Genomic DNA, 26,977 nt, shown 5'->3' on the forward strand with positions numbered 1-26,977 from the left:
TCACTGGCATGGTCACGAGAGTAGGGCAGTCGCATACTCATGGGTAGGGGTCGGCGCGAGGAAAGTTACCGACGGTCGCACCGAGGCGGACGCCCCCGGCGTCCGCCTAGGCTGGGGGCGTGGCGAGCGCGAACGAGCAACACACGACGGACGGAGCCGGTCCACCCGCCGAGGACCCGGCCGGTGGGCCGACCACCGGGCAGCGGGAGTTCCGCGCGCACCAACTGGCGGAAGCCGCCGGAATCACCACCCGCACCCTGCGCTTCTACCGCGAACGCAAACTCCTCCCACCACCCCGCCGCGAGGGCCGCATCGCCTGGTACGACGAGCACCACCTCGCGCGGCTGCGCAGCATCACCGCGCTGCTGGCCCGCGGCCACACCCTCGGCGGCATCGCCGACCTCCTCGACGCCTTCGAGAAGGGCCGCGACGTCCGCACCGCCGCCGAGGTCATGGGCCTGGACAGTACGGTGGTCACCCCCTTCTCCGAGGAGATCCCCGTCCGGCTCACCCCGGAGGAACTCGCCGACCGCTTCCAGGGCGAGGTCACCCCCGAGAACCTGGCCGACTCGCTGGACCTCGGCTACGTCGCCGTCGACGGCGACGAATTCGTCCACACCAGCCGCCGCCTGCTGGACGGCTCAGCCGAACTGGTCGCCAAGGGCATCCCGCTGGCCGACGTACTGGCCGCGGCCCGCGAACTGCGCCCCCAGACCGACGAGATCGCCGCCACCTTCGCCCGCCTCTTCCGCACCCACCTGCTGCCCCGGCAGCAGTCCACCGACCCGGCCGAGCTGAACGACCTGCTGACCCAGTTGGCACCGACCGCCAAACAGATCGTCGAGGCGGAACTGGGCCTGGCCCTGGACCGACGGGTGCGCGCCGAGCTGGAGGACTGGCTAGGCACCGGACAGCCGGACCGGCAGCGCCTTGACCCCGTGGATGAAGTTGGAGACTAGCCGGCGCACCTCCCCGGCCCCCTCCCCCTGCGGCAGCAGCTCGTACGGCGGCAGCAGCCGCGCCGCCTCCTGGTGCAGCACGCGCAACTGGAGGCGCGCGAAATGGGCACCCATGCACACGTGCGGACCCGCACCGAAAGCCATGTGCGGATTGTGCGCCCGGGCCAGATCCAGCGTGTGCGGCGCTTCGAAGACCCGCTCGTCGTAGTCGGCGGACGCATGGAAGACCACCACCTTCTCGCCCGCACCGATCCGCCGCCCCGACAGTTCGAGATCCCGGACCGCGGTGCGCCGGAAACTGAGCACCGGGGTGTGCCAGCGCAACAGCTCTTCCACCGCCACGGCCTGCGCCTGCACCCGCCCGGCCCGCACCAGCTCCCGCAGGGTGCGCTGGGCGTGCGGGTGCCGCGCCAGTGCGAGCAATCCGCCCGGGGCGGCACTGCGCACCGTGTCGTTGCCCGCGACCGTCAGCAGGAAGAAGAACATCTCCAGCTCGGCACCCGTCAACTCGTGTGCCAGCGCGGTCATGACATCGTCCGCCGGATGCGCCCGCTTGTGCGCCGCCAACCCGCGCGCGTAGTCGAACATCTCCTGGAGCATGGCCGGCGACCGCGGATCGGCCGGACGGCCGTCCGGACCGAGCACGGTACGGGCCTGATCCGGGTCCTGGTAGCCGATGATCCGCTCAGTCCACTCCAGCAGCAGCCCCCGGTCCCCGGCGGGCACCCCCAGCAGATCCGCGAGGTTCAGCAGCGCGAAATCGTCGGTCACCGCAGCCACCAGATCGCAGCTCCCCCGCTCCCGCGCCTGCCGCAGCGCCCCCGCCAGCAGTCCCCGCGCCCGCTGCCGCACCCGGGCCTCGAACCGCTCCACGCGACGCCGGGTGAAGGCGCGGCTGACCAGAGTGCGCAGCCGGTTGTGGGCCGGCGGGTCCTGGTTGAGCATCATCCGGCGGATGAACGGGAGATCCTCCGGCGCCGGATCGCGGATCTGGGTGGCGCCCTCGTACGAGGAGAAGTCACCGGGCGAACGCAGCACCCGCAGAACGTCCGCGTGCCGCGTCACGGCCCAGAAGCCCGGCCCCGCGGGCCAGCCCAGCACCTCGTACTCCTCCTGCCAGGCCACGGGCTCGTCGTCCCGCAGCGCACGGAACACCTCGTGCGGCAGCCCGCGCGCGTAGCGGCGCGGATCGAACACGTCCCGGTCGGAGGCCGGTACGCCGGGGTCCGGGGCGGGGTCCGGGACGCCGGGGGCCGGTACGGCGGGGTCCGGGGCGCCGCCGCTCACGCGCCCTCCCGCCCGCGCGGGACGCGGTCCCCGCCGGGACCGCCGTCCGGGCCGCCCCCGGGCCGTCCGTCCGCACGCAGAAAGTCCTCCACCGCCCGGACGGTCTCCAGCGGCGTCTCGTCGAGCGGATAGTGACCGGCGGCGGGCAGCTCCACGAGTTCGGCGGCCGTGTACCAGCGCAGCCATGTGGTGCGGACCACCTCGGCCGACAGCACCGGATCGCCGTCCCCGACCACCAGCCGCACCGGCACCCGGCACCCCCGCACCTCCCCGTGGAAATCCTCCAGGGCCCAGGAGTCCAGCCAGCGGCGGAACGCGGCCGGATCGGTGCACGAGACCGACCGCTCGACCATCAGATCCAGCCAGGCGTCCGGGCGGCGGTTGCCGGTGGTGTAGTCGATGATCGCCCTGCGGTTGGCCGGGCGTTGTGCGGCCTCGGCGAACAGCTCCCACTGCTCGCCCCGCAGCGGCACCCCGCTCGCGGGCACCGGCGCGATCCCGACCATCCGCCGCACCCGCTCGGGCGCCGCCAGCACGACGCGCTGCATCACGGCCGCGCCCATCGAGTGCCCGACCAGGGAGAACCGCTCCCAGCCGAGCGCGTCCGCCAGCGCCAGCACGTCCCAGGCGGCCTCACCCGCCGTACAGGCACCCGGCACGTCCCGCGCCTCGCCGTAGCCGCGCAGATCCGGAACGGCGTAGCTGAACGTGGCGCGGTCGAGCACCTCGAGCACCGGCGCATAGGCACGCCGGTCCGCGAACCAGCCGTGCACGGCGATCACATGGTGCGCACCGTCGCCGATCCGGGTGGCGGGCAAGGTGACGGCACCGGCGCCCGTCCCGTCCGCTCCTGTGCCGTCCGTTCCCGTTCCGTCCTCGGCTCCGCACTCCGCGGCAGCGTCCATGGCGGCCTCCCCTGGGGACGGCGGGGCCCTCGCCCCACCGGCTCCACGGTGGCCCGGCCCGCACCGGCCGCACAAGACCACGGCACCCGCCTACGTCCCGGCCACGCCGCGGTGTCACGAGCACCCCGCGACGGCCGCGGAGAGACGCGGCCCGGTTCGGAAGCAGCCGGGCTCAGGCCCCGGTCCGGAAGCAGCCGGGCTCAGGCCCCGTAGTCGACGGTCACCGGCGCGTGGTCGCTCCACCGCTCGGCGTGCGTGGCCGCCCGCTCCACGTACGCCTTCACCGCACGCCCTGCCAGGCCTTCGACGTGATCATCTGGTGGCGGCTGGGGGTAGGGCTCAGCCGTGTGCTGAACCGCCCCGCACGGCGGTGACCAGCCAGGAACTGCTCCGCAGCCACACGCCGTCGTCCGCCTCGTGGCGCTGCAGGACGGCCGTCAGCGCCTGACGCGCCGCCGCCTGCGCAGGCGGGGTCACCTGGTCGAGCAAGTGACGGCCAGGGCCGGAGTCCAGCAGGAATGCCGCAGCGTCCGCCGCGTCGGCACCCCACCTGCCCGCGGCCTCGATGCGCTGCACGTCCAGGCGGTCGAACCCGCCAGCGGCGACCAGGTCGCGGATGCGGCCGGGATCCGTCAGGGAGAACATGCCGGGGCTTCCGGCCTTCCCGAACCCGCCGAGCGGCAGGATGTCATTGAGTGAGGCCAACGCGGCAAGCCACTCGTTGGTCTCGGCCTCAGCCGCGCAGATAAAGGCCAGCCGGCCGTCGGGGCGCAGCGCGCGGTGAAGGTTGGCGAACGCGGCGGCGGGGTCGGTGAAGAAGGTCATCCCGTACCGGCTGATGACCGCATCGAACGCCCCGTCGTCCAGGGGGTGGACCTGGGCGTCGCCCTGCACGAAGGCCACGTTCTCGACGCCCTCGCGTACGGCGCTTGCCCGCGCCCTGTCCAGCATCGGCCCCGAGATGTCCAGGCCGAGCGCCCGGCCGCGTGCGGCACGCCGGGCCGCGAGGCGGGTGGTGCGGCCGACTCCGCAGCCGATGTCCAGCACGGTGTCGGACTCGCGGACGGCCGCGGCGTCCAGCAAGGGCTGGTTGAAGCCGTCGTTGACGGCGTCCCAGCGCTCCTGGTTGCGGGCCCACTGCGCGCCCTCGTATCCGTTCCACGCCTCGGCCTGCGCGGTGTTGGCGAACTGCCCCATGGGTGAACTCCCTCCCGCCGGGACGCGACAGGGCGCCCCGGCCCTAGAATGGGCAAGTGCCCAAATAGTATGGGCGAGCGCCCATACTTGCAACGGGTCGAGGGAAAGGGGCTGTTGTGTCACCTCGTGGAGTGACGATTCCGGACCTGCGCGAGCGGCTGTTCGCGGCCGCGGAACGGGTGGTGGCCCGTGACGGCGCCGCGGCCCTGACCAGCCGCGGGGTCACAGCGGAGGCCGACTGCGCCAAGGGCGTCCTGCACACCCACTTCGCCGGCCTGGACGAGTTCGTCGCCGAGCTGGTCCTGGACCGCTTCGCGCGCAGCGCCCGCCACGCCGAGGCCCTGGAGGCCAAAGTGGGGCAGGCCACGGTCGCCGAGAACCTCCAAGAGGTCGTCGGGGCCCTGCTGGACTCCCTTCCGCCCGCGGTGGTGGGCCTGGCGATGACCCGCCCCGGGGCCGTGTCGCACACCCGCGACGGCTTCCAGTCCGGCGCACCGGCGTTCGATGCGATCCAGCACGCCGTCTCCGACTACCTCCAAGCGGAACAGGATGCCGGCCGGTTTGCTGCCGACAGCGACGTCGGTGCCATTGCGCTCGCGCTCGTCGGCACGACCCACCACCTGTTGATGATCCGCAACTTCGCACCGGCCACGGACACCGCGGAGACCGTGAAGCGGCTGCTGGCTGTCCTTACCGGCAGCTGAGCGCCGGTCGCCGCCTTCGATTCCCTGTGCTGTCCGGTTCCAGGGTCCTTGGGCACGCTTGCCAGGGGCACAGCCGTGTGGTCGGGACTCACGGCCCGGTTGCGCCGTGAGAGGGCGGTTCGTGATCTGATGTCCGTTCCCCGATGAGACCAGGGCATGAGATCAGGGCAGGTCTGCTGGTCACGGGGCTCGGTCGATTACTGCTTCCTGGAGAAGCTGTCCGTGTCGATCTCGGCGAGGACGCCGAGATCGACCAGGCGTTTCAGCTTGCGGCCGGGCCCTGCTTGCGGCCCGGCCTCCACCTCGCCGGATCCCGGCCGGTCGTGGAGGCTGGGGCCCCGGCGGCCGACCGGCAACCACCCGCGCCACCAGTCGTCGACCACGCTGTACCGGGCGGTGCGCCGGGCCCTGTCCCCCGGCCAGCAGGCCGGGCTGGCGGGCACGGCGGGCCTTCGACGTGTTCGTCCAGCGCCTGGCGCGGCACTGCAATGCCGCCTGGGAGGGCGACCACAGTTGCGTGCCGGCGCGGGTGTGTGTGGAGGATCAGCCCGCTCAGCCTTGGGTGACCAGGTACATCAGCTGCGCTACCCAAGTCATCATGGGGACGACGGTGACGCCCCATACTCCCCGGGAACGCGGTGCTGGCGGCGCCGCGCACGGCAGTGGACCGCACCTGGCTCTTCGGCCCGGCTGGCGGCCTGCCGCGCCTGATCCGCGTGGACCGCAGCAAGGATTTCTTGTGCACCACCGTGGCCTCGGCCCTGGCTGCCTTCGAGGCAGGCGTCGAGTGCCTGATCGTCGATCATGGTCGTGTGGTGGAGAACGCGTCTCGTTCAGCGATCATCAGCGACCGGGCCACCCTCCCGCCATGACCGATCCCACCCGATACAGCACTCCACCGATCGAACTGCCGCTGCATCTGGACAGGGAGCCGGACCCCATCGACGGGTGCGGGTTGCGTCGAACTCTCCGCCGTATGGGATCGCGCTCGCATCGTGGTCGACTGGACCACCGTGAGTGACTGCAATGTCTGCATGCGGCGCCACCCCGAGGGGCACTGATGGTCACCTGCGCGGACATCGGCAAACCGGTCAGAGACGATGCCGGTCGGATCGGCATGGTGCGCCGACGTGATCCGGAACTACGAAAGCCCCTCCGAGTCACCCGGAGAGCACCGCCGGCGCCCCACGGCGTTCTTGCGGCCTGAGGGTGGGGGTAGGGGTGGGCTGGTCCGCCCAGCAGTGTCCGGCGCGCGACGCCCACCAGGCGGCCTCGTCCAGCGACGGCGAGCAACACACCCGGACCAGGCTTTCCGCTGCCGCTCCCTACAGGTCGAAGACAGCGGTCACGGGCGCGTGATCACTCCACCGTTCGGCATGGCTCGCAGCCCGCTCCACATACGCCTTCACGGCACGTGAGGCCAGGCCCGGCGTACTGCAAACTAGGTCGATGCGCCATCCCGTGTCGTTGTCGAAGGCACGGCCCCGGTACGACCACCACGAGTACGGGCCCGCGACATCCGGATGGAGCGCCCGGACGACATCCGTGCAGCCGCCGTCCTGCGGGTCGAGGACGCGGGAGAGCCAGGCGCGCTCCTCGGGCAGGAACCCGGAGCTCTTCTTGTTGCCGCGCCAGTTCTTCAGGTCGGCCTCCTGGTGGGCGATGTTCCAGTCGCCGCAGACCAGCACCTCACGCCCGGCCGCCGCCGCCCGCTCCCGCAGATCGCGCAGGTAGGGCAGGAAGGCCGCCATGAAGCGCTCCTTCTCGTCCTGCCGCTCGGTGCCGACCTCCCCCGAGGGCAGATAGAGGCTCGCGACGGTCAGACCGGGCAGGTCCGCCTCCAGGTACCGGCCGGACTCCTCGAACTCGGGTGCGCCGAAGCCGACCCGCACGCTGTCGGGCTCGCGGCGGGTGAGCAGCGCCACACCGGCCCTGCCCTTCGCGGAGGACGGTGCCCAGAAGGCGTGCCACCCCTCCGGGTACCGCACCGCCTCGGGCAGTTGCTCGGGCTCTGCGCGGACTTCCTGGAGGCAGACCACGTCCGCGTCGGTGGCCGCCAGCCAGTCCGCGTACCCCTTCTTCGCCGCGGCCCGCAATCCGTTCACGTTGACCGTGCTCACCTTGTGCACAACATGCTCCTCATCGGTACGCGCATCCGTCGCACCCTATGCCGGAGCAGCCTGCGGTCGACCGCGCCGCTGACGCCGTCCCGCGTCTCCGGTGCCTGTCCTCGGCGCACGGGCGGCTCGGTCTGTGACTGACGACACGGAGCAGCGGTGATCGGGACATGACCAGCCGATGCCACCGCACCGACCGCACAGCGAGCGGCTCCCGCCGCGGGCTGCGGCCGGGACGGGGGCGTCCTGTCGGTGCGCTACCGGCGAGCCGGCCGTCGGCCACGCCCGCCACGAACGCGGCCCGCTGCTCGGCGCCGAAGGTGAGCGGCGGGCCGGTCGTCCTTGCTGCCGCGGGCGAGGGTCCCGTACGTCCGCCCGGCTGCTCGCCCGCGCGTCCGTCCGCTCTACCATGCCCGCATGCAGATCGTTCCCGTCGGTTACGACCACCCGGACGCGCGGAAGCTCAGCGACCTGGTGCTCCAGGAGTACGCGCTGCGCTACGGCGACCCGGAGGGCGACGCGACGCCGCTGGACCCGTCGATGTTCCAGCCGCCGCGCGGGCTGTATCTGCTGGCCTACGACGCGCAGCAGCGGCCGGTCGCCACCGGCGCCTGGCGCGCGCGGGACGCCGCGCACGGGCCGGACGAGGAGGACGAGAACTACGCGGACGGCGACGCCGAGCTCAAGCGGATGTTCGTCGTGCCCGAGGTGCGCGGCGAGGGCCTCGCACGTCGGATCCTGGCGCTGCTGGAGGACGACGCCCGGGAGGCGGGCCGTACCCGGGTGGTGTTGGAGACCGGGTTGCAGCAGCCGGAAGCCATCGCGCTGTACACGTCATCGGGCTATGTGCCGGCCCCCGCGAAGTTCGGCCACTATCGGTTCCACACGGAAAGCCGCTGCTTCGTCAAACCGCTGCGCGGAGCCGGCTGACGGTACCGGAGCCCGCAGGGCCGTCCGACAGCCCGGTCAGCAGACGGGCGTGGTGCCCTCTCCGCTCACATCCTCCAACCCGGTCACGTCCCCGGTCCCCCCTCTGGCGAAGTCGGCGGCCTGCGCGATGCCGATCTCCTCGACCGAGACGACCCGCACCCCGGGTTCCGCGGCGTCGGGGCCGCCCCCGGCCAGACGCGCGGTCAGTGCCCGGCCGGGCGGCAGTTCGATCCACCGGTCCGCGCCGGTCCCCCGCAGGGCCGCCGTGACGGCCTCGTACCGGACCGGGAGCGCGACGGAGCGGGCCAGGTCGTCGAAGACGGCGTTGGCGTCGCCGTGCAGGCACAGACCGCTGGTGCCGGCCACGTAGGGCAGCGCGTGGTGACGGCGCGGCACCGTGGCCAGGTGCTGTGCCATCCGGATGCCCAGATCGTGCGGAGGCTCCTCCGCCCGCTCCACGAGTTCGGCACGCAGCCGCACCGCCCGCAGGGCCTCCGGGAAGGTGAGCAGTCCTGCGACGACGGCCGCCGCGTAGCCGCCGAGCCCGTGGCCCGCCACGGCGGCCGGAAGGACCTCCTCGTCCTCGACCAGCGCTCTGGCGCCGGCCACGCCGGCGACCAGCAGGCTCACGTGCCGTGCCACCTCGGACCCGGCCAGCGCCTCGGCGGTGTCCAGCTCCGCGACGCCTCCCGGATGGCCCCACTCGGCCTCGGCCAGCACGGTCGCCGAGCCGGCCGTGTCCGGCAGCCGGTGCAGCATGCCGGCCCGCAGCGAGTCCGGGCCGGGAAAGAGGAACGCGACGCTCATGGGACAAGCCTCACCCGCCGCACCCCGCCGGTGCCAGTCGCAGCACCGTACGGATCGCGCGGCGGAGGGCGGCCCCGGGCGAGATCGGCCGGAGAATCCCGCCGCAGCAGCCGTCGCCGGGGCGAATCCGCAGGTCACACGGGTACTGCCGGACTGGGGATGCCGGAGCCCGCGAGAGCGCGGATCGTGGGTCGTATGACGGAATACATCGTGTGCGCCGATTTCACCGCCCGGGGAACCGAAGCGGCACAGCACGCGCTGGAGAAGCTGGAGCGCGCGCACAGCCGGGGCGCGCTCGACCTGCGGGAGGCCCGGGTGATCAGCCGGGACCCGAACGGGCACGCCGAGATCGTCGGCGAGGTGGACCACATCAGCGCCGCCGCGGGGTTCGCCGTCGGCAGCCTGGTCGGTGCGCTGGTGGGCCTGGTGGGCGGGCCGCGGGGTGCCCTGCTCGGCTTCACCACCGGGGGGCTGATCGGCGGCGGCCACGACGCCCGCCGGGTCGTGGAGACGAATGAGGGGCTGGAGGAGCTCACCGCGGAGATCCCGCCCGCGAGCACGGTGGTGGTGGCCGATGTGAAGGAGACCTCCACCGGTGCCGTGCGGGAGGCGCTGGGACCGGGCGTCAGCCACTATCTCGCGGCCGCGGTGCGGCAGGAGGTCGAGGACATCCTCTCGAAACCCCAGTCGTGTCCCAATGCCTCCGACGCGCCCACCGGCTCCGCGACCACCGGCCACGAGACGGGGCGCTTCGGCGAGGGCGAGAAGGAGCGCGCGAGCGGCCGCGAGACGCACTGGTGGCGGCGCTAGCGGAGGCCGGCCGGGGGCGACGGGGACGAACGACGGGGCAGCGGACGACGGCTGGGCCACCGGCGGCCCCGGACGGAAGGCCGGGGCCGGACGCCGGGTCCTCGGTGCCATCGGGGCGCGCGGAGCGAAGGAGTACCGGAGGGGCCTGGCGTGGGGCGTGCTGATCGTCTCCGGGTGCCTGGAGACGCTGTGGGCGACCGCTCTGGAGGTCGTCGGACACCTTCCACCGGCTGTGGACCTCGGTGCTCTTCCTGGTCGCGCTCGCGGCCGGCATGGCGGGTCTGTCGTATGCCGTCTCGCAGATTTCGCTGGATACCGCGTACGCGGTGTGGGCCCTGAGCGTCAATGGCCGGACCACTCGGGGACATTGTTTACATGCCCCTGCCATGCCGCTACGTTGACGCCCGACCACCGCCCCGACACTCCGCGAGTCGTGCACCCCCCACCCCGCCCCTCGGGAAGGCAGGCACCCATGAGACCCACTCGCCACGCTCTGACCGGACTCCTCGGCGCCGCCGCGGCCGCCGCGCTGGCGCTGACCGCGCCGGTGAACGCGCAGGCGGCACAGGCGTCCCCCGCGGCATCCCAGAGCTCCGCGCAAGCCGCCGGGAGCCCGCAGCTCCTCGCGAAGCTGACACACTCCCAGGCGACGTCCATCTTCCGGTCCGCCGGGATCACCTGGACGTCCAGCGGGGGCTGTTCGGACCGGAACAACCCCACCTGCACCTCCTTCCAGGGCCTCCGGTCACAGACCGCGGACGGCGCCGTCACGCTCAAGAGGGCGTCCGGCTGTGCCGTCCGGCTGACCGGCGGCACGGAGACCGGGCACGCCTCGGGCACCTACAGTCACTGGAACGGCTACAAGCTCGACATGTCCCTCTCGAGCTGCCTGGACAACTACATCACCGGTGCCTTCACCTCCATCGGCGGCTCCAAGTGGAAGTCGGCCTCGGGCAACATCTATTACCGCGAGGGCAACCACTGGGACGTCACCTACTACAACTGCGGGGGCTGCTGAGCGGCCCGCCCGGCGGCCTCCGGCAGCCCGGCGAGGAACTCCCGCACGTGCCCGAGCCATACCTTTCGGTCCTGCTCGCCCAGGACGTGGGCGCCGCCCGGAATCTCCACCAGGGCGGCGTCCGGGAGGGCGGCGGCGAGCCTGCGGGAGCTGTCGGGGAGGACGAGGCGGTCACCCGTGGGTACCGCCACCAGAGCGGGCACCCGGATGCCCGCGAGGTCGGCGCGCACGTCGACCCTGCGCACCAGGTCGAAGTGGTCCACCATGCCCGGCGGCATCGCCTCACGGGCCGCCGCGACGGTGTCCTCCAGCGCCTCGGCGGTGAGTTCGCCGGTGTCCTCGGCCAGCAGCGCGGAGTGGGTGGCGACCCGCGCCACCGCGTCCCACTCCCCGTCCCGGCCCAGCCGGGTGACGAGGGCGGCGGCGAACTCCAGGAGCGGGTCGGCCACCGCGAACCCGGCGGTCAGCACGAGCCCGGTCACCCGCTCCGGGTGCCGCGCCGCGGCCCGCAGCGCGACCACCGTCCCCAGGGACTCCCCCAGCACGGTGAAGCGCTCGTGCCCCCGCGAGACCGCGGCCTCCACGACGGCGTCCACCAGCACGTCCAGATCGAGCGGCCCCGCCGCCCGGGGTGAGCCGCCGGCGCCCGGGTAGTGCGGTCCGATCAGCGTGTGGTCGGACGCCAGATCGTCCAGTACCTGTCCGAAGTTGGCTTCGATTCCTCCGCCCGCGCCGTGTGCGAGCAGCAGCGCGGGACCGCTGCCGTGTACGTGGACGTCCAGGGACGGGAATGCGGCCGCAGCCGCGGTGTGCTTCTCGGTCATACGCCAGAAGCTAAACTCCGACATCAGTGTCAGAGTCAAGCCGCGTCCGGAGCGGGATGCTTCCGGCCGCTCCGAGGAGGCGAACAGGCCGTGCGGATGAAGGAGATGGTGCGCCGTACCGGCGTCCACGAGCGGCTGCTGCGCTACTACGAGAAGCAGGGCCTGCTGAGCCCACAGCGGCTGCCCAGCGGCTACCGCGAGTACAGCGAGGCGGATGTCGACATCGTGCGGCGGGTGCGCTGTCTGCTGACGGCGGGACTGTCGACCTCGGCGATCGCGCAGATCCTGCCGTGCCTGCGGGACGAAGATGATCGCCTCGTGCCGACCTGCCCCGATCTGGTGGGGCAGTTGCTCGCCCAGCGCGACCGGATGAGCGCGGAGATCGAGGCCCTGATCACCTCACGCGGCCTGCTCGACGAGGTCCTGGACGCCACCCCCGACCGCCTCAAGCAGGCCGCGGCGGCGAACGCCCCCGGAGCAGCGGGAGCGTCGCGAGCCGCGTAGCGGAGCGCCACCGCGCGACGACCGGGCAGGGGCCGGACCGGGACGCGGCGACGGGAGCGCGACGCCCCGGGAGGCGACACACCGGGGCACGGCAGACCAAGGCGCGATGTCGACCACCGGCGGCGCCGGGTCGGGCAGTGCGCGCGACCGGATCACCCGGCGGGAACCGGCCGGTACGCCGAGATACCGAACGACGCGGTGGCCCGCACCCGTTCCCCCAGTGCGGCGGCCCGCTCCCGCAGTTCCTCCGGCTCGACGTGCCGCGCGGCCGGCCCCATGCCGGCGAGGTTCGCCACGTCCGCGGAGGTCAGTGCGAGGGGGTACTCCAGAGCCTCGGTCCACTCCCGCACGAAGTGCCCGGACAGGGTGCGTTCCAGGCGCTCAGCCTTGTCCGGGTCGACCTCCAGCAGGCCCAGCGCGCCGCGCAGTTCCCCCAGATGCCGCTCGGTCGGCGTGACCACCAGCAGCGCCCCGCGGGGCTTCAGCACCCTGCGGAACTCCGCGCCGTTGCGCGGTGCGAAGACGTTCAGCACGATGTCCGCGCAGCCGTCCCGCACCGGGAACGGCCGCCAGACGTCCCAACTGGCCGCGCCCGCACGCGGGTGCGCCCGCGCGGCTCGGCGCAGCGCGTAGCCGGACGCGTCGAGCGCCAGTCCGACCGCGCCGGGCAGCGCCTCCAGGACGGCGGCGAGGTAGTGCCCGGTGCCGGCACCGGCGTCCAGCACCATGCCCCCTCCCTCTTCCGCGGGGAGGCCGAGCGTGGCGGCGATCCGTGCCAGCGCTCCGGTCAGCGGCGCGTAGTGCCCCGCCCCCAGAAAGGCCGTACGGGCCTGCACCATCGCCGCGCTGTCGGCGTTCGCGGTGCGCTTGGCCCCGGAGAGCAGGCTGACGTACCCCTGGCGGGCGATGTCGAAGGTGTGCCGGTTCGGGCAGCGCAGCGATCGTTCCGCCACCCCCAGGCAGTCCCCGCAGACGGGGCACCGCACCGACTCGACCAGTGCCTCCCAGGGGTCGCGGGTCGTCGGATCGCACCGCTCGGACTGGTCGCGCACATGACCGTCGTCGCGGCCGTCGTGCGCTCGCTCTTCGCGCGTGTACGCGTCACGCGCGGCGGACGGTTCGGTCATGGGGCGGCAGCTCTCTCGGACGGCGAGGCCCCAGGCTACCGGCGTTCGGGAGAACCGCCGCCGACTCCTCCTCCGGCCGACGGAATCGCGCACCCGCCGCAGCGGACGGGGCCATGCGCCGCATGACGCAGTCGAAAATCCGGTGGACCGACATCCTGCACATCTCACCGTCGTCCGGCTGCTCCCCGCAGGAGTGACATACGTGCGGAAAACCGCATACTCATAAGTCTGAGTACTGCACACAGGGGTTTCCGCCGGCTGGGGTATTCGTTGACCGGGATGTACCCGAGACGGTCAACCCCGTCGTCCGCCCTCGCTGGTCAGCGCGGACGGCCGGGGCGACGCGGCGTCGGTCACCACCAAGGGCGTCATGCGCGTGCGGACCGGTCTCGACACAGTCGTCTGAACCTGCCCGCAGAGAAGAGAGTTCAGTCTTGACCGAGACGTCGCACTCGTACACGTCCTACGTACCCCCTGATCCGGACGCCGACTTCCCCGGGCAGCGAAATCCGGCTGAACCGGATGTGCGCCCGGCCCACACCTGGGGGGCCGCGCCGGTCAGGAACGACAATGCCGTGCGACTGGACCCCACCGACACCGGGACCCTCGGACTGACCCGCTTCGGCTCGCCGCACCCCGAGCGCGGCGAGCAGACCGAGCATCACACGGACCTGGACGCCGAACTCGCCCGGTTCCTCGACACCGTCGAGCAGGAGCGCCTCGCGGACTCCTCCGGCGCTGCCACTCGGGCCCGGCACCGCAAGGAACGCCCCTTGGAGCGGGCGAAACAGCAGCAACAGCGGGGGGAACTGAGCTGGCGGCGGATCCTGAGCGCCTTCTCGGTCACGCTCACCGCCATGATCGTGCTCCTGGTCAGCTTCCTGGGTGCCAAGGCGTCCTACCCGTCGCTCTACGACCTCGCCCAGGAGTCGGCACCCCCGGGCGTCGCGCACGCCTGGCCGCTGCTGATCTACGCACCCTGGGTCGCGGCCACGCTCTCGATTCTGCGCACCCGGGCCTACCGCCGCCGCACGGTGCACTCCTGGCTCGTCGTCCTCTTCTTCGCCGCCGTCGCGTCCCTGCTGTGCGTCGCCGACGCCCCGCCGACCCCGGCGGGTATCGCCGTGGCCGGCCTGCCGCCCATCACGGCGCTGCTCTGCTTCCACCAGCTCGTCCGACAGCTCGACCTTCCCCCGGTCCCCACAAACCCCTCCCGGCACGCCCGCCCCGCGCGCGGCACCCATCGCCACCGCTCGGCGGGCTGACCTCGGCCCGCCGACCGGTGGTCGCGCCCTGCCGACCCCGGCGGCGGACCGCCGCCCGGCCCCGCCCCCCGCGCCTCCATGCCCCCGTGGTTCGTGTCCGCTCGTCCATCAGGTATCTGCCCGCCCGCTCGCAGGCCGATCGGGGCTCCCGACCGTCACACCGGCGCACACTATCGAAACGCCAGTTCCTTTAAATCCTTCGCCGTGCTACCTTCGCAGGCATAACGGAACCGAAGTCCCGTTACCTGATTTCACTTTCCCGCTCCGGACGCGCCGCACACCCGCCTCGCACACACCGCAGCGGCCACCTGGAAGGCAGTACTGTCATGTCCACGACGCAAGCGCGGTCGACCACACCTGCATCCGAAGCCCAGCTGGTGTCAAAGCCGGAGGCCACGCCCCGGCAGCTCACCGGGCGGTTGAAGGTGATCCTGGCCGTACTGCTGGTCGCGCAGTTCATGCTGGCCGTCGACTTCTCCATCCTGAACGTCGCGCTGCCCGCGATCGGCGACGGACTCGGCTTCCCCCTCGCCGACCTGCAGTGGGTAGCCACCGCGTTCGCACTCGCCGCCGCCGGTTTCACCCTCTTCTTCGGGCGGATCAGCGACCTGATCGGTCGCAAGAAGATCTTCATAGCCGGCCTCGCACTGCTGGGCCTGTCCTCCCTCGTCGGCGGCCTGGCCAACAGCCCGGAGGTACTCCTGGCCGCCCGTGTCGCCCAGGGACTGGCCACGGCCGCCGCAACACCGGCGGGGCTCTCCCTGCTCACCACAGCGTTCCCCGAAGGCCCGCTGCGGCAGAAGGCACTGGGCATCAACGGCGCGCTCATGTCCGCGGGGTTCACCACCGGAGCCGTCCTCGGCGGAGTGCTGACCGACCTGCTCTCCTGGCGCTGGGCGTTCTTCCTCAACGTGCCCGTCGCGCTCGCCGTCGTCCTCGTCGCGCCCGTCGTCCTCCGGGAGCCCGCACCTGCCGCCCGGCCCCGGCTCGACCTGCCCGGCGCCCTCACGGTCACCGGCGGTCTGCTCGCCCTGGTCCACGGCCTCACCCAGGCCGGCGAGCACGGCTGGACCGCCCCGCACGCCGTGGCCGGCCTCGCCGCCGGCGCCGTGCTGCTGGCCGCGTTCTTCATGATCGAGCGCAGAGTGGCCCAACCGCTGGTCCCGCTCACGGTCCTGGGGCGGCGCAACGTCGCCTGGGGGAACGTGCTCGGGCTCCTCGCCTTCGCCACCGAGACCTCACTGGTCTACCTGCTCACCCTCTACCTGCAGAAGACCCTCGACTTCACGCCGCTCGCCGCAGGCGTCACCTTCGGCGTGCTGGGCGTCGGCACCGTCCTCGGCGGACTCGTCGCGCCCAAGGTCATCGCCCGGACCTCCACCCTGGCCGCCCTGGTCGGCGGCGGCCTGCTGCAGGCGGTCGCCACCGCCGCCCTCCTCTTCCTGGGCACCACCACCGGCGCCGCGCTGGGCCTGCTGCTGCCCGCCACGTTCCTCGGAGGCGTCGGCAACATGCTCGTCATCGTCGGCTTCATGGTCACCGCCACCAGCGGCCTCCCGGATGCCGAACAGGGGCTGGCCACCGGTCTCGCCTCGATGTCCCAGCAGGTCGGCATCACCATGGGCACGCCGATCATGTCCGCCGTCGTCTCCGCCGGCACCGCGGGCGCGACCACCGCCACCGCGATCCACCACGGCGTCACCACCGCCATCGCGGTCAACACCGCACTCGTCCTCCTCGGCACCGTCCTGGCCGCGCTCTTCCTCCGCACCCGCACCCGCACGCCGCAGGATGGGACGAGTGCCTGACCCCGCCCCCGTTGAGCCCGCACCCCTGACCGGGCCTCCCGCAGGCCGGGCCCTCCAGACCCCGGACGGTCCGGGTCCCGGCACCTCGGCGGGCCCGGGCTGCCGCACACACGGGGGAGGACCCGGATGGGCCGGCACACAGCAACCCCCGCCCCGCTGTCCGCACTTCCGCGCCACTTCGCCGATCTGCGCGACGGCACCCCGCCGGACATCGACCGGTCGCCTCCTCTGAACGACGGCCCGGCCCGCGCCTCACCGCCGACTGATCACATAGGCGGGTCGGGAGTGAAGGCGTACACGCGGATCGCATCGAGGTGCAGTTCGTGGGGACCTATGCAGTCCGCCGCGAGGGTGGCCAGGAGCGTTCCGCAAGCACATGCCATGTTGCGGCCGCCGGTTCCGATCGGTCCACAACACCCCCAGTGGACGCTTGAGGCCCCCGTCAACTGGACGGTGGACACGTCATCTGGATGAACGACCACGGAATTTCTGGGCCCTGCGGACACTGTGTGAGTCATGTCGGGTGGAATAGGGAGGGCGCGGCTTCCGGAAGGCTTCGGGTGCCGGGGGCCCGGAGCCACGAAGGGGGCTCCCCACGGCTCGGGGTCGATGGCGTAGTGGCCGCGCGGGACGGTCGAGGGCGCGAGCCAGGTCTTGCGGTCACGGTCCCGGTCGCTCACGGAAGCGTCGGGAACAGCGGGAAGCTCCTGAAGGTCCTGCGTGAGTTGGGCACCGCACTTCGCGCAGTAGAAGACCGTCATGCCGGCCGTTCTACCCCACCGGCCCGGTCGGCCACGACCGCGTTTCCCCCGCTCCGGGAGCGGCACCACCCTTCGCTGCCGCACAACGCGAAGAGCCCCTGTCGGATGACTCCGACAGGGGCTCTGACGTGCTGTGGACCTGAGGGGATTTGAACCCCTGACCCTCTCGTTGCGAACGAGATGCGCTACCGGACTGCGCCACAGGCCCTTGCGACAGATGAAACATTAGCATCCTCGCCAGGGCGGGAGGAAATCCGTTCCCGCTCCGGCCGCGGGGCGGTCGCGGCGGTCGTCACTCGTTGGCGGCGCGGGGCCGCTGTTCGCTTTCGTACTGGTCGAAGAGGGGTGTGCGGTCGCGGTCGGCGGTGGTTCCGTCCTCGGCCGCGGGGTGCGGCTCGGCGGCGGGGACGGTGCTGGAGCGGGCCGAACTCCAGGCGTCGGGGGCCTCCAGGTCGACACCGCGCGTCGTACGGGGAGCGACCGGGGCGCTGACGTACGTGGGCAGCGGTACGGGCACCGGATCCCAGCCCTCGCCTTCGGAGGAGTCCCTGTCCCGGGCACGCTGCTGGTCGACCCACTCGGCGTGGTCGGTCTGCTCGACCAGTGCGCGCCGCTCTGCCGCCTCCTGCTGCTCGGCCCGGGTCCATGCCTCCGGCTGCGCATCCGCGCCGTCGGCAGCGGAGGCTTCCGGGCGTGCGCTGCCGGGCTCGCGTTCGCGCCGGGGCGCCGCCGCCGCAGGAGCGCTGCCGGCACGGGCGCGACGCTCCTCACGGGAGAGCTGATCTTCGCCGGGGCGCCGCTCCTCCCGGCCGCTACCGGTGCTCTCCGTACGCACCGGGAGGCCCGGCTCGGTGTCCGTGTGCAGCGCCTCGGCCCGGCGCCGGTCGGACGGTCCGGCGTCCTCGTCGTAGGGCCGCTGGGCGCGCAGACTGCGCGCCGCCGCTTCGGCGCGGCGCCGGTCCATGGTGAAGGCGAAGCGGCGCCGCTCCTGGACGCGGAGGTGGACGATGTAGACGCTCAGCAGGACGGCGGGGACAGCGGGCACCCACAGCAGGGCGAGCCCGCGGACGGCCGCCACGACCGTGCCCACGGTGAACGCGAGGAAGAGCAGCATCGTCGTGCGCCGCCGCCGCGCGAGCAGCTTGGCGCGCTTGGCCTGCTTGGCCCGTCGTCCCTCTCTCTGCGCGGTCCGGGAGTCGGCCGTCTGCGGGCGCGCCGTCCCCGCCCGCTCGGCCGCGCTCGCGCGGGAGCGATCCGGACCGGGCCGGTCGGGGCCCTGCTGGTCGTACCCGGGCTCCCCCGGTCGCCCCTGGGGGCGGCCGGCCGGCCCCGCCGGAGCCGGACCGGGCCCTGCCGCCCCTGCCGCGTCCTCCGGAACGCCGTGGCCGCCGTGCGCGGCGGTGCCCGGACGGCCACTCCGGCTGCCGGGGCGGCCCGTTCCGGCGGGAGGGCCCTGACCACGGTGAACATGCACCTCGGTCAGCGCTTCAGCGCCAGGAGCACCGACCATGGTCTTGGGGTCGGCGAAGGCCCGGACGTCCACCGCTTGCTCGGTGGCGGCGTCCGGGTCGCTCCGGTACGCGTCACCGTCGTAGCCGTCGGAGCCGTACGCGGCGGAGGGGCCGGGCTCGTGCTCGGCGCCGGCTCTCCGTGCGTACGGGTCGTCGGCCGCCCACCCCTCGCGGATGCGGCGCCGTTCCGCCTCTCTGGCGTAGCGGCGCTCCATCCCGGCCTTGCCGGACAGCAGCCGGATGGCGGTGCTGAAGCGTTCCGTCGGACGGGCTTCGTTCAACTCGTCCTGGCGACGAAGCCACATCGGCACCAAGTAGGCGGCCCAGGCCCCGACGATGACTGCGTAGATGAGGCCACTGCTGCTCACCCTCACACGGTAGAGGGGATTACGTGAGCCCATCTGCCAAACAGCCCGGCGTGTTGCACGATCTGGCCGATCCGTCGAACTTTTTTTGTGACCGACGGCCCGGGACTCTGCGGAATCAGCCGAGAAATGGCCGGAACGAGCATGCGCGGGAAACACATCTCCCCGACCGACCCCACAAATCGAACGTCTATTTTATTTCGGTGGAGTGGCCGGGCCTCGACCGGTGCCAGCGGGTCAGCAGACCCTCCGGGACCTCCTCCACTGTCAGGGCGAACACCAGGTGGTCGCGCCAGGCGCCGTCGATGTGCAGATAGCGCGGCCGGATTCCTTCCTCCCGGAAGCCGAGCTTTTCCACCACGCGGCGGCTGGGGAGGTTCTCCGGGCGGATGCAGACTTCGACCCGGTGCAATCCGACAGTACGGAAGCAGTGGTCCACGGCCAGCGCCACTGCCGTGGGCATGACGCCCCGCCCCGCCACCGCGCGGTCCACCCAGTAGCCGATATGGCCGGAGCACATCGAGCCCCAGGTGATGCCCGCCACGGTCAACTGCCCGGCGAGCCTTTCTTCGTGCTCCACCACGAACGGCAGCATCCGGCCGGACTGCGCCTCGGTGCGCAGATGCCGCACCATCTGGCGGAAAGTGGGGCGGCGCGGCGGCAGATGGCCGGGCGGCGCGGGCGGGATCGTGGCCTCCCAGGGACGCAGCCAGTCCCGGTTGCGCTGGTTGACCTCCCGCCAGGCGCGCTGGTCGCGCAACTTTATGGGGCGGAGGGTCGTGGAACCGTCCGCCAGCTCGACCGGCCATGGGGCGTTCAGCGGGCGCCGTCCCCTCTGTGCCCGCCGGGGTGGTCGCCGCCGTGGATCTGGTCCACGGCATGCGGCAGCAGCCGGGCCAGAACGGCCAACCCGTCCTTGACGCCGCCTGTCGAGCCCGGAAGGTTGACGACGAGGGTGCGGTCGGCCACTCCCGCGACGCCGCGGGAGAGCGCCGCCGTGGGAACCTTCGCCGACCCCTCGGCACGGATGGCCTCGGGGATACCGGGGATCTCACGCTCCAGGACGGAACGCGTCACCTCAGGGGTCCGGTCGGTCGGGGAGATGCCGGTGCCCCCGGTCGTCAGGACGACGGCGTAGCCCGCCGCCACCGCCTCCCGGAGCACCTCGCGGACGGGCTCGCCGTCCGGCACCACCCGCGGCCCGTCCACGGCGAATCCCATGGCCTCCAGGGCCGCGACGAGCAGCGGCCCGCCCTTGTCCTCGTAGACGCCCGCCGAAGCACGGTTGGACGCCGTCACCGCGAGGGCGCGATACGGCCGCGCAGGGGCGGAAGCACCCGCAGCGGGGTCGTGAGAAGCGCGGTGGCCGTGCGACGGGGCCTCGCCCACGAGGCCGTGCGGAGCGGTCCGGTCCGCGTCGCGGTGGGCGGCGGTCTCCGCCCCGCGGCCGGGGGTCTCGCGGTGCTCGGGCCCGCTCACGCGCCCTCCTCGCCGGTCTCGTCGGAGCGCGGCTGCCGCGCCCAGTCCCCCGACGCTCCGCCCGCCTTCTCCTCGACTCCGACGTCCGTGATGACCGCGGACTTGTCCACGGCCTTCACCATGTCCACGACTGTCAGCGCGGCGACCGTGACCGCTGTGAGCGCTTCCATCTCGACACCGGTGCGGTCCGTGGTCCGTACCCTCGCCGCGATCTCCACGGCGTCGTCGGCGACCGCCAGGTCGACCTCGACCCCGGAGACGGCGAGCGGGTGGCACAGGGGGATGAGTTCCGGGGTCTTCTTGGCGCCCATGATCCCGGCGATGCGGGCGGTCGCCAGAGCGTCTCCCTTGGGCACGCCCTCGCCCCGCAGCAGTGCGACCACCTGCGGTGCGACGAGCACCCGTCCGGTGGCACGGGCGGAGCGCGCGGTGACGTCCTTCTCGGACACGTCGACCATCCGCGCGGCCCCGGACGCGTCGACGTGGGTGAGGTGCTGCTGAGGGCTGGTCATGGTTCTCCCGGTCCTGTGCTGTGCCCGGACACGGTACCGGCAGCGGCCGGTGCGCGGTCTGCCGCGTCATGCCGTGGTCAGTCCAGGGGAACGACGGTCACTTCGTCACCGGGGGCGACCCGGGAGGTCTGCTCCGGGATGTCGATCAACGCGTTGGCGTGTGCGAGGGCGGCGATCAGGTGGGAGCCGGACCCTCCGACCGCGCGGACCGTGCCCGCCCCGTCCTGGTCGGCGGGCGGGGTGAGGTCGCCGCGGAGGAACTGCCGCTTCCCCTCCGGTGAGGTCAGCGCGGTGTCCCCGGCCAGCCGGGCGCGCGTGGTGCGGCGCCGGACGGGCTTCTGGCCCATCAGGTGTCGCAGCGCCGGACGGACGAACAACTCGAAGGAGACATAGGCGCTCACCGGGTTGCCGGGCAGGGTGAGGATGGGCGTGCGGTCGGGCCCGATCAGACCGAACCCCTGGGGCTTGCCCGGTTGCATCGCCAGCCTGCGGAACTCCACCGTGTCGCGGGCCGGATCGTCGGCGCCGTCCTCTTCCGCGCCGCCGCGGAAGGCGTCCACCCTGGAGAGCGCCTCCTTGACGACGTCGTACGCGCCGACGCTCACCCCGCCGCTGGTGACGACGAGGTCGGCCCGGATGAGCTGGTCCTCGATGGTGGCGCGCAGCGTCTCGGCGTCGTCGGCCACCGCACCGACCCGGTAGGGGATGGCGCCGGCCGCGCGTGCGGCGGCGGTCAGCACGAAGCTGTTGGCGTCGTGGATCTGCCCGGGGCCCAACGGTTCACCCGGTGCGACGAGTTCGCTGCCGGTGGAGAGGACGACCACCCGGGGGCGCGGGCGCACCACCACCGAGCCGCGCCCGACGGCCGCCAGCAGACCCACCTGCGCGGGCCCGAGGACGGTGCCGGCCCTGAGTGCGACCGTACCCGCCTCGACATCGCTGCCCTTGGCCCGTACATGCTGACGAGCGGCGACCGGACGGTGCACGCGTACCTGGCCCGAGGCGCCCTCCGGCGCGGCGCTGTGCGCGGTCATGGCGTCCGCGGGGCCGCCGCCCGTGCCGCCGTCGGTCCACTCGACCGGGACGACGGCCTCCGCGCCGGGCGGCAGCGGCGCACCGGTCATGATGCGGGCCGCCTCCCCGGAGACGACGACGGGCAGTCCGGAGCTCCCGGCGGCGATGTCGCCGACCACGCTGAGCACTGCGGGGAACTCCTCGCTGGCGCCCCGGACATCGGCGGTCCGTACGGCGTAGCCGTCCATGGAGCTGTTGTCGAACGGCGGAAGCGCGGCGGGGACGACGACGTCGTCGACCAGGACGCAGCCCTGCGCGTCGAGCAGGTTCAGCTCGATGGGGTCCAGCGGGCGGACGCTGCGGAGGATGTCCTCCAGGTGCTCCTCGACCGACCAGGTCTTGCTCACGACTACATCTCCTCGGTGACGTATCCACGCAACCACTCCCGGAACTCCGGGCCCAGGTCCTCACGTTCGCACGCAAGCCTGACAATGGCACGCAGGTAGTCCGCCCTGTCCCCGGTGTCGTAGCGGCGCCCGCCGAAGACGACGCCGTGCACCGGGCCACCCACGGACTCGTCGCTGGAGAGGGTCTGCAGCGCGTCGGTGAGTTGGATCTCGCCGCCTCTGCCCGGCTCGGTCTTGCCGAGCACCTCGAAGACGGCCGGGTCCAGCACATAGCGGCCGATGATGGCCAGGTTGCTGGGCGCCTCCTGCACCGCGGGCTTCTCCACCAGGTCCGAGACCCGCACCACGTCCGGATCGGAGGTGGCGGCGGCCGCCGCGGCACCGTACAGGTGGATGCTGCCGGGGTCGACCTCCATGAGCGCCACGACGCTGCCGCCGCGCTCCTCCTGCACCTCGATCATGCGGGCGAGCAGGGGGTCGCGCGGGTCGATCAGGTCGTCGCCGAGCAGGACGGCGAAGGGCTGGTCCCCCACGTGCGGGGCGGCGCACAGAATGGCGTGTCCCAGACCGCGCGGGTCACCCTGGCGGACGTAGTGCATGGTGGCCAGGTCGCTGGACTCCTGCACCCGGGCGAGCTTCCCGTCGTCGCCCTTGTCCCGCAGGACCTGTTCCAGTTCGTAATTCCGGTCGAAGTGGTCCTCCAGGGGGCGCTTGTTGCGCCCGGTGACCATGAGCACGTCCGAGAGACCGGCCGTGACGGCCTCCTCGACCACATACTGGATCGCGGGCTTGTCGACGACCGGCAGCATCTCCTTGGGTGTGGCCTTTGTCGCAGGCAGGAAGCGCGTGCCCAGGCCGGCGGCGGGGATGACTGCCTTGGTGATCCGGGAGCGGGGATGAGTCATGTCCCGCACCATAACCGGTCACTTGATGGGAAAGATAAGCGTCCACGGCGTTTATCGCGTTTGTTGGGTTTATTGCGTTTCACGCACGGAAGGGAAAGGACGCTCCATGGGCGAGCCGGAGACTGTCGGCGACGGTAGTAAGCACGCGTTGCGCCGGGCTGTCCTGCGGGTGAGGAGGACCTTGCCCCCCGGTGACCTGGATGCGGCCGCGCATGCACTGGCCCGGCACGTTCTGGAGCTGCCCGGCCTCTCCACTGCCGCGACCGTCGCCGCGTACGTGTCGGTGGGCAGCGAGCCGGGGACCGGTCCGCTGCTGGAGGCACTGCGCGAGCGCGGTGTGCGCGTACTGCTGCCGGTGCTGCGGGAGGACGACGACCTCGACTGGGCGGTCCACGAGGGACCCGGGACGCTCGTTGCGGCCGGGCGCGGCCTGCGGGAGCCCTCCGGACCGCGGCTCGGCCCCGAAGCGGTCGCCCAGGCCGACGCGGTCCTGCTGCCGGGGCTGGCCGTGGACCGGGGCGGTCTGCGGCTGGGACGGGGTGCGGGATGCTACGACAGGGTGCTTGCCCGCCTGGCGGCCCGCGGCGCGCAGCCGGTGTGTGCGGTACTGCTCTACGACGGCGAGGTGGTCGACCGTATCGACGGCGAGGAGCACGACCGGCGGGTGACGACAGCAGTGACCCCGAGCGGCGTGCACCGCTTCGGGACTGCGGAAGACTGAACCGGGCGGCCGCGCGGTCAGCGACCGCTCCGGGTGGGCCGGGCGGGTCGAGCGGACCCCGCGCCGTCGGACCACGGCGCAGCGCCGTGCGCTCTGAACCGACTTGCCGCGCCGACCGTGCTGCGGTGGCCCGGCGCGCCGGGCCACCGCTGCGCGCACGTCAGGGCGTGAGCGCCATCTGGTCCTCGGTCGCCTTGTCGACCGCCTTCTCGCTGGAGGGCCAGTTGAGGAACTCGCCCTTGGCCCACTTGTCGGTCTGGTCTGTGTAGTGCGCGTTGTAGGCGTGCCCGGACGCGCCGGTGAGGTTGATCCACCGCGAGTTGTCCAGGTCGCCCATGTCGACGACCATCCGCATCGACGGCACCCAGATCACGTCGTACCCGCCGGCCGCGTTCCAGCCGGTGGCGTTGACGGCCGCCTCACCGCCGCCCAGGTCCCAGGGGCCGCGGTTGAGAAGCCACTGCATGAATCCGGGGCCGCTGGTGCCGATCGTCTGGTTCTTGAGCATCAGCCGGTGCAGCCTGCCCCAGCTCCAGGTGTCGATGTCCTTGCCGAGCTTGGAGGTGAGCTCCCATCGCGCGTCCTTCATGGCATGCGCCAGCAGGTCGTCGCGGTCCTTGTCGCCCTTGCGCGTGGAGGTGTCGCGGGTCTTCCACCACTCGCTGTCCGGCTGCTTGAGCAGTTTGCGCACGACCTCGAACCAGCGGTCCCCGCCGTCGGGCTGCGCGGAGTCCGCGGAGCGCTGCCCGCACTCGCGCACCAGCCGCTGGTTGCCGCTCAGGTCGTCGACCGGGCCGGAGTCGTCGGAGGGCGCGACGTACAGGCAGTCGCCCTTGACGCGCAGCGCCTTGGGGAGCTTGTCGCCGAAGGCCAGCTTGAGGAGGTTGCGCCACACCGCGTTGAAGTAGGCGGCGGGCGCCGAATCGGAGTCCTGGGTGTAGTCCCAGCCCTCCAGCAGCTTCTGCGCGTTCCGCACGTACTTGTCCCGGACCTCGATCTTCAGCAGGTAGGGCACCAGCAGCTTGGCGATTTCGCTGCTGTTGTCCATCTGCATCGTCTCCATGTCGTCCATGGAGATCTTCCCGCCGTCCTTGATCTTCGACTGGATGAGGTCGTCGATCCGCTGGCTGCGCGCTCCGTAGCCCCAGTCGTCGGTGAGCAGGTAGGGGTACTTCTCACGGTCCACGACGGCCTGGTTGGCGGTCACGATGTAGCCGCGCTCGGGGTTGTACTCCCACGGCAGGGCGCGCTGGGGGATGTACCCCTTCCAGCGGTAGCGGGGATCCCAGCCGGGCGCCGGGTAGCGTCCGTCGCCCTTGCCGCGCACGGGGATGCTGCCGGGGGCCTGGTATCCGATGTTGCCCTTGGTGTCGGCGTAGATGAGGTTCTGCGAGGGGACGGCGAACTCGCGGGCCGCCGCGCGGAAGTCGGAGAAGTCGGCGGCCCGGTTGAGCTTGAAGACCGCGTCCATGGTCTTGGAGGGCTCCAGTGCGGTCCACCGGAGGGAGATCGCGTAGCCGTCGCCGCGGTCGGGCGCCGCATTGTCGACGGGGGTCGTGTCGCCGACCTTGCGCAGCTCCTTGTTGCGGTCCGAGACGATCGGACCGTTGTTCGTCTCGCGGACGGTGATGGTCCGGTCCTTGCCGCCGGCGACCTTGATGGTCTCCTCACGGGTGCGGTACGGGACCTCCTTGCCGTCGTAGAGGTACTTCCCGTCGCGGACCTTCTCCAGGTAGAGGTCGGTCACGTCGGCGCCGAGATTGGTCATGCCCCAGGAGATGTGCTGATTGTGGCCTATGACGACACCGGGCATGCCGGAGAAGGTGAAGCCGGAGACGTCGTAGGGGCAGGACTTGTCCACCGAGCGGCAGTGCAGGCCCATCTGGTACCAGACGGAGGGCAGTTGCGGCGCCAGGTGCGGGTCGTTGGCCAGCAGCGGCTTGCCGGTGGTCGTGTACTTGCCGGACACCACCCAGGAGTTGGACCCGATGCCGCTGCCGTTCGGCCCGAGCAGCCCGGGGATCTCGTCCAGCTTGTCGGCCACGGCACCCATCTGCGTCGTGGCACCCTCAGCCGCCTCACCGGCTCCCTGGGCGCCGCCTGCACCCCCGGATGCTCCGGGAGTCCCGGTGCCGCCCCCCGTGCCCGCAGCGGGCTGCTCAGTGCCTCCGGTGCCGGTTCCGGAGCCGGTGCCCGACCCGTTGCCGGTGCCGGCGCCCGAACCGGCTTCATCGCCCTCGGCCTTCGGGTCGAACTTCTTGGTGGCGGGGTCGACCGAGCCCTGGCCCACGATCGGCTTGTTCCGCTCGATGGGGTACTCCGGGTACAGGTCCTCGATCTGGTCCTTGTCCAGGCGGCTGGTCATCAGTGCCCGGTCGACCTCGTCCGACATGTTGCCCCGCAGGTCCCAGGCCATCGCCTTGAGCCAGGCGACCGAGTCGACCGGGCTCCAGTCGGCGGGCTGGTAGTCCTCGCCCGCCAGGTCCAGCGCCGCGTACTCCACGGAGAGCGCCGAGCCCTTGTGGTCCTTGAGGTAGGCGTTGACCCCGGCGGAGTACGCCTTGAGGTAGTCCCTGGTCTCCTCGGGGAGTTGCTTGTACTCCTTCTCGGCCACCCGGCGCCAGCCCAGAGTGCGCAGGAAGGCGTCCGTCTCCACCTGGCCGTCGCCGAACATCTCCGAGAGCCGCCCGGAGGTCATGTGGCGGCGTACGTCCATCTCCCAGAAGCGGTCCTGAGCCTGGACGTAGCCCTGCGCCAGGAAGAGGTCCTTCGCGTTGTCCGCGTAGATCTGCGGGATGCCGCTGCCGTCCCGTTTGACGCTCACCGGTGCGGCCAGGCCCTTGAGTTTGAGCGAACCGGTGGTCTGCGGGAAGGAGTCCCGGACGGTGCTGATGCCCCAGTAGGCGCCGCCGCCGACGCCTGCCACCAGCAGCAGCACGACGACGATCACGATGAGGCGGGCGCGTCGCGAGGTCTTCTTGGCGGGCATCGCTGTCCTTAGCGGGGCAGGGTGGACCGTTACGGGGGACCGGACGGGCCC

At 72.2% G+C, this 26,977-nt stretch carries 26 protein-coding genes, 1 tRNA gene and 1 pseudogene; 11 read left to right on the forward strand and 17 right to left on the reverse strand.

Annotation, left to right across the window (positions count from 1 at the left end; genetic code table 11):
* Positions 1-119 precede the first annotated feature (119 nt).
* Positions 120-959 (forward strand): MerR family transcriptional regulator, encoded by an 840-nt coding sequence (locus P2424_RS12490; protein ID WP_276475829.1) that lies wholly within the window; start codon positions 120-122, stop codon positions 957-959.
* Here the strand turns inward: P2424_RS12490 and P2424_RS12495 are convergent.
* From P2424_RS12495 to P2424_RS12510, 4 genes and pseudogenes are all read right to left on the reverse strand, one after another.
* Positions 900-2,156 (reverse strand): cytochrome P450, encoded by a 1,257-nt coding sequence (locus P2424_RS12495; RefSeq protein WP_276478946.1) that lies wholly within the window; start codon positions 2,154-2,156, stop codon positions 900-902. The two genes, P2424_RS12490 and P2424_RS12495, sit on opposite strands and share 60 nt — an antisense overlap.
* 86 nt (positions 2,157-2,242) lie before the next feature.
* A complete protein-coding gene (locus P2424_RS12500) occupies positions 2,243-3,151 on the reverse strand; it encodes an alpha/beta hydrolase (RefSeq protein WP_276475830.1) in 909 nt (302 codons plus the stop codon).
* A 200-nt stretch (positions 3,152-3,351) separates the two neighbouring features.
* A pseudogene (locus P2424_RS12505) lies at positions 3,352-3,453 on the reverse strand (exodeoxyribonuclease III); the annotation flags it as partial.
* 37 nt (positions 3,454-3,490) lie between these two features.
* Positions 3,491-4,348, reverse strand: coding sequence for a class I SAM-dependent methyltransferase (locus P2424_RS12510; RefSeq protein WP_276475831.1), 858 nt, complete (start codon positions 4,346-4,348; stop codon positions 3,491-3,493).
* Between the two features lie 116 nt (positions 4,349-4,464).
* On the opposite strand from P2424_RS12510, the gene P2424_RS12515 reads away from it, so the two are divergent.
* Entirely contained in the window at positions 4,465-5,052 is a 588-nt protein-coding gene (locus tag P2424_RS12515; RefSeq protein WP_276475832.1) for a TetR/AcrR family transcriptional regulator, read from the forward strand.
* Between the two features lie 197 nt (positions 5,053-5,249).
* Here P2424_RS12515 and P2424_RS12520 read toward each other — a convergent pair whose 3' ends face one another.
* On the reverse strand, positions 5,250-5,495 hold the full coding sequence (locus P2424_RS12520; protein ID WP_276475833.1) for a hypothetical protein: 246 nt from the start codon (positions 5,493-5,495) through the stop codon (positions 5,250-5,252).
* A gap of 195 nt (positions 5,496-5,690) precedes the next feature.
* On the opposite strand from P2424_RS12520, the gene P2424_RS12525 reads away from it, so the two are divergent.
* Positions 5,691-5,924 (forward strand): hypothetical protein, encoded by a 234-nt coding sequence (locus P2424_RS12525; protein ID WP_276475834.1) that lies wholly within the window; start codon positions 5,691-5,693, stop codon positions 5,922-5,924.
* 453 nt (positions 5,925-6,377) lie between these two features.
* On the opposite strand, the gene P2424_RS12530 is transcribed toward P2424_RS12525, so the two are convergent.
* Positions 6,378-7,181, reverse strand: a complete 804-nt coding sequence (locus P2424_RS12530; protein WP_276475835.1) for an exodeoxyribonuclease III — start codon at positions 7,179-7,181, stop codon at positions 6,378-6,380.
* A gap of 405 nt (positions 7,182-7,586) precedes the next feature.
* Here P2424_RS12530 and P2424_RS12535 point away from each other — a divergent pair, with 405 nt between their 5' ends.
* Positions 7,587-8,099: a GNAT family N-acetyltransferase gene (locus P2424_RS12535; RefSeq protein WP_276475836.1), complete on the forward strand. Its 513-nt coding sequence runs from the start codon at positions 7,587-7,589 to the stop codon at positions 8,097-8,099.
* Positions 8,100-8,135: 36 nt separating this feature from the next.
* On the opposite strand, the gene P2424_RS12540 is transcribed toward P2424_RS12535, so the two are convergent.
* Positions 8,136-8,906 carry a hypothetical protein gene (locus P2424_RS12540; RefSeq protein ID WP_276475837.1) on the reverse strand — a complete coding sequence of 257 codons (771 nt, stop codon included), beginning with the start codon at positions 8,904-8,906 and terminating at the stop codon, positions 8,136-8,138.
* 195 nt (positions 8,907-9,101) lie between these two features.
* On the opposite strand from P2424_RS12540, the gene P2424_RS12545 reads away from it, so the two are divergent.
* The 3 genes from P2424_RS12545 to P2424_RS12555 all read left to right on the forward strand — a co-directional run bounded on the left by P2424_RS12545 (position 9,102) and on the right by P2424_RS12555 (position 10,734).
* The gene (locus tag P2424_RS12545) at positions 9,102-9,716 is read left to right on the forward strand and encodes a DUF1269 domain-containing protein (RefSeq protein WP_276475838.1); all 615 of its coding nucleotides are present in this window, start codon (positions 9,102-9,104) and stop codon (positions 9,714-9,716) included.
* Positions 9,717-9,958: 242 nt separating this feature from the next.
* Positions 9,959-10,117 (forward strand): hypothetical protein, encoded by a 159-nt coding sequence (locus P2424_RS12550; protein ID WP_276475839.1) that lies wholly within the window; start codon positions 9,959-9,961, stop codon positions 10,115-10,117.
* Positions 10,118-10,188: 71 nt separating this feature from the next.
* Positions 10,189-10,734: a hypothetical protein gene (locus P2424_RS12555; protein WP_276475840.1), complete on the forward strand. Its 546-nt coding sequence runs from the start codon at positions 10,189-10,191 to the stop codon at positions 10,732-10,734.
* On the opposite strand, the gene P2424_RS12560 is transcribed toward P2424_RS12555, so the two are convergent.
* Positions 10,713-11,558 (reverse strand): alpha/beta fold hydrolase, encoded by an 846-nt coding sequence (locus P2424_RS12560; protein ID WP_276475841.1) that lies wholly within the window; start codon positions 11,556-11,558, stop codon positions 10,713-10,715. The genes P2424_RS12555 and P2424_RS12560 overlap by 22 nt on opposite strands.
* Before the next feature lie 90 nt (positions 11,559-11,648).
* Between P2424_RS12560 and P2424_RS12565 the strand changes: the two genes are divergently transcribed.
* Positions 11,649-12,062: a MerR family transcriptional regulator gene (locus P2424_RS12565; RefSeq protein ID WP_276475842.1), complete on the forward strand. Its 414-nt coding sequence runs from the start codon at positions 11,649-11,651 to the stop codon at positions 12,060-12,062.
* A gap of 152 nt (positions 12,063-12,214) precedes the next feature.
* On the opposite strand, the gene P2424_RS12570 is transcribed toward P2424_RS12565, so the two are convergent.
* Positions 12,215-13,189 carry a putative RNA methyltransferase gene (locus P2424_RS12570; protein ID WP_276475843.1) on the reverse strand — a complete coding sequence of 325 codons (975 nt, stop codon included), beginning with the start codon at positions 13,187-13,189 and terminating at the stop codon, positions 12,215-12,217.
* Between the two features lie 434 nt (positions 13,190-13,623).
* Here P2424_RS12570 and P2424_RS12575 point away from each other — a divergent pair, with 434 nt between their 5' ends.
* Both P2424_RS12575 and P2424_RS12580 read left to right on the forward strand, forming a co-directional pair.
* Complete coding sequence (locus tag P2424_RS12575; protein WP_276475844.1) at positions 13,624-14,454, forward strand: DUF2637 domain-containing protein; 831 nt, start codon at positions 13,624-13,626, stop codon at positions 14,452-14,454.
* A gap of 326 nt (positions 14,455-14,780) precedes the next feature.
* Positions 14,781-16,262, forward strand: a complete 1,482-nt coding sequence (locus tag P2424_RS12580) for an MFS transporter (RefSeq protein WP_276475845.1) — start codon at positions 14,781-14,783, stop codon at positions 16,260-16,262.
* Positions 16,263-17,157: 895 nt separating this feature from the next.
* Here P2424_RS12580 and P2424_RS12585 read toward each other — a convergent pair.
* From P2424_RS12585 to galU, 7 genes are all read right to left on the reverse strand, one after another.
* Positions 17,158-17,231 (reverse strand) — tRNA-Ala (locus tag P2424_RS12585).
* A gap of 84 nt (positions 17,232-17,315) precedes the next feature.
* Positions 17,316-18,935 carry a gephyrin-like molybdotransferase receptor GlpR gene (gene glpR / locus P2424_RS12590; RefSeq protein WP_276475846.1) on the reverse strand — a complete coding sequence of 540 codons (1,620 nt, stop codon included), beginning with the start codon at positions 18,933-18,935 and terminating at the stop codon, positions 17,316-17,318.
* 154 nt (positions 18,936-19,089) lie between these two features.
* On the reverse strand, positions 19,090-19,719 hold the full coding sequence (locus tag P2424_RS12595; protein WP_276478947.1) for a GNAT family protein: 630 nt from the start codon (positions 19,717-19,719) through the stop codon (positions 19,090-19,092).
* Positions 19,716-20,378 carry a MogA/MoaB family molybdenum cofactor biosynthesis protein gene (locus tag P2424_RS12600; RefSeq protein ID WP_276475847.1) on the reverse strand — a complete coding sequence of 221 codons (663 nt, stop codon included), beginning with the start codon at positions 20,376-20,378 and terminating at the stop codon, positions 19,716-19,718. Before P2424_RS12600 ends, P2424_RS12595 begins: the two co-directional genes overlap by 4 nt.
* Positions 20,375-20,890, reverse strand: coding sequence for a cyclic pyranopterin monophosphate synthase MoaC (gene moaC / locus P2424_RS12605; RefSeq protein ID WP_276475848.1), 516 nt, complete (start codon positions 20,888-20,890; stop codon positions 20,375-20,377). The genes P2424_RS12600 and moaC overlap by 4 nt, the downstream gene beginning before the upstream one ends.
* A 77-nt stretch (positions 20,891-20,967) precedes the next feature.
* Positions 20,968-22,311 (reverse strand): gephyrin-like molybdotransferase Glp, encoded by a 1,344-nt coding sequence (glp, locus tag P2424_RS12610; RefSeq protein ID WP_276475849.1) that lies wholly within the window; start codon positions 22,309-22,311, stop codon positions 20,968-20,970.
* Positions 22,312-22,313: 2 nt separating this feature from the next.
* A complete protein-coding gene (galU, locus tag P2424_RS12615) occupies positions 22,314-23,216 on the reverse strand; it encodes a UTP--glucose-1-phosphate uridylyltransferase GalU (protein ID WP_276475850.1) in 903 nt (300 codons plus the stop codon).
* A gap of 106 nt (positions 23,217-23,322) precedes the next feature.
* On the opposite strand from galU, the gene P2424_RS12620 reads away from it, so the two are divergent.
* Complete coding sequence (locus tag P2424_RS12620) at positions 23,323-23,937, forward strand: 5-formyltetrahydrofolate cyclo-ligase (protein WP_276475851.1); 615 nt, start codon at positions 23,323-23,325, stop codon at positions 23,935-23,937.
* A gap of 160 nt (positions 23,938-24,097) precedes the next feature.
* On the opposite strand, the gene P2424_RS12625 is transcribed toward P2424_RS12620, so the two are convergent.
* Positions 24,098-26,926: a penicillin acylase family protein gene (locus P2424_RS12625; protein ID WP_276475852.1), complete on the reverse strand. Its 2,829-nt coding sequence runs from the start codon at positions 26,924-26,926 to the stop codon at positions 24,098-24,100.
* Between the last annotated feature and the right edge of the window lie 51 nt (positions 26,927-26,977).

The sequence above is a fragment of the Streptomyces sp. WMMB303 genome (assembly GCF_029351045.1).
Lineage (GTDB): Bacteria > Actinomycetota > Actinomycetes > Streptomycetales > Streptomycetaceae > Streptomyces.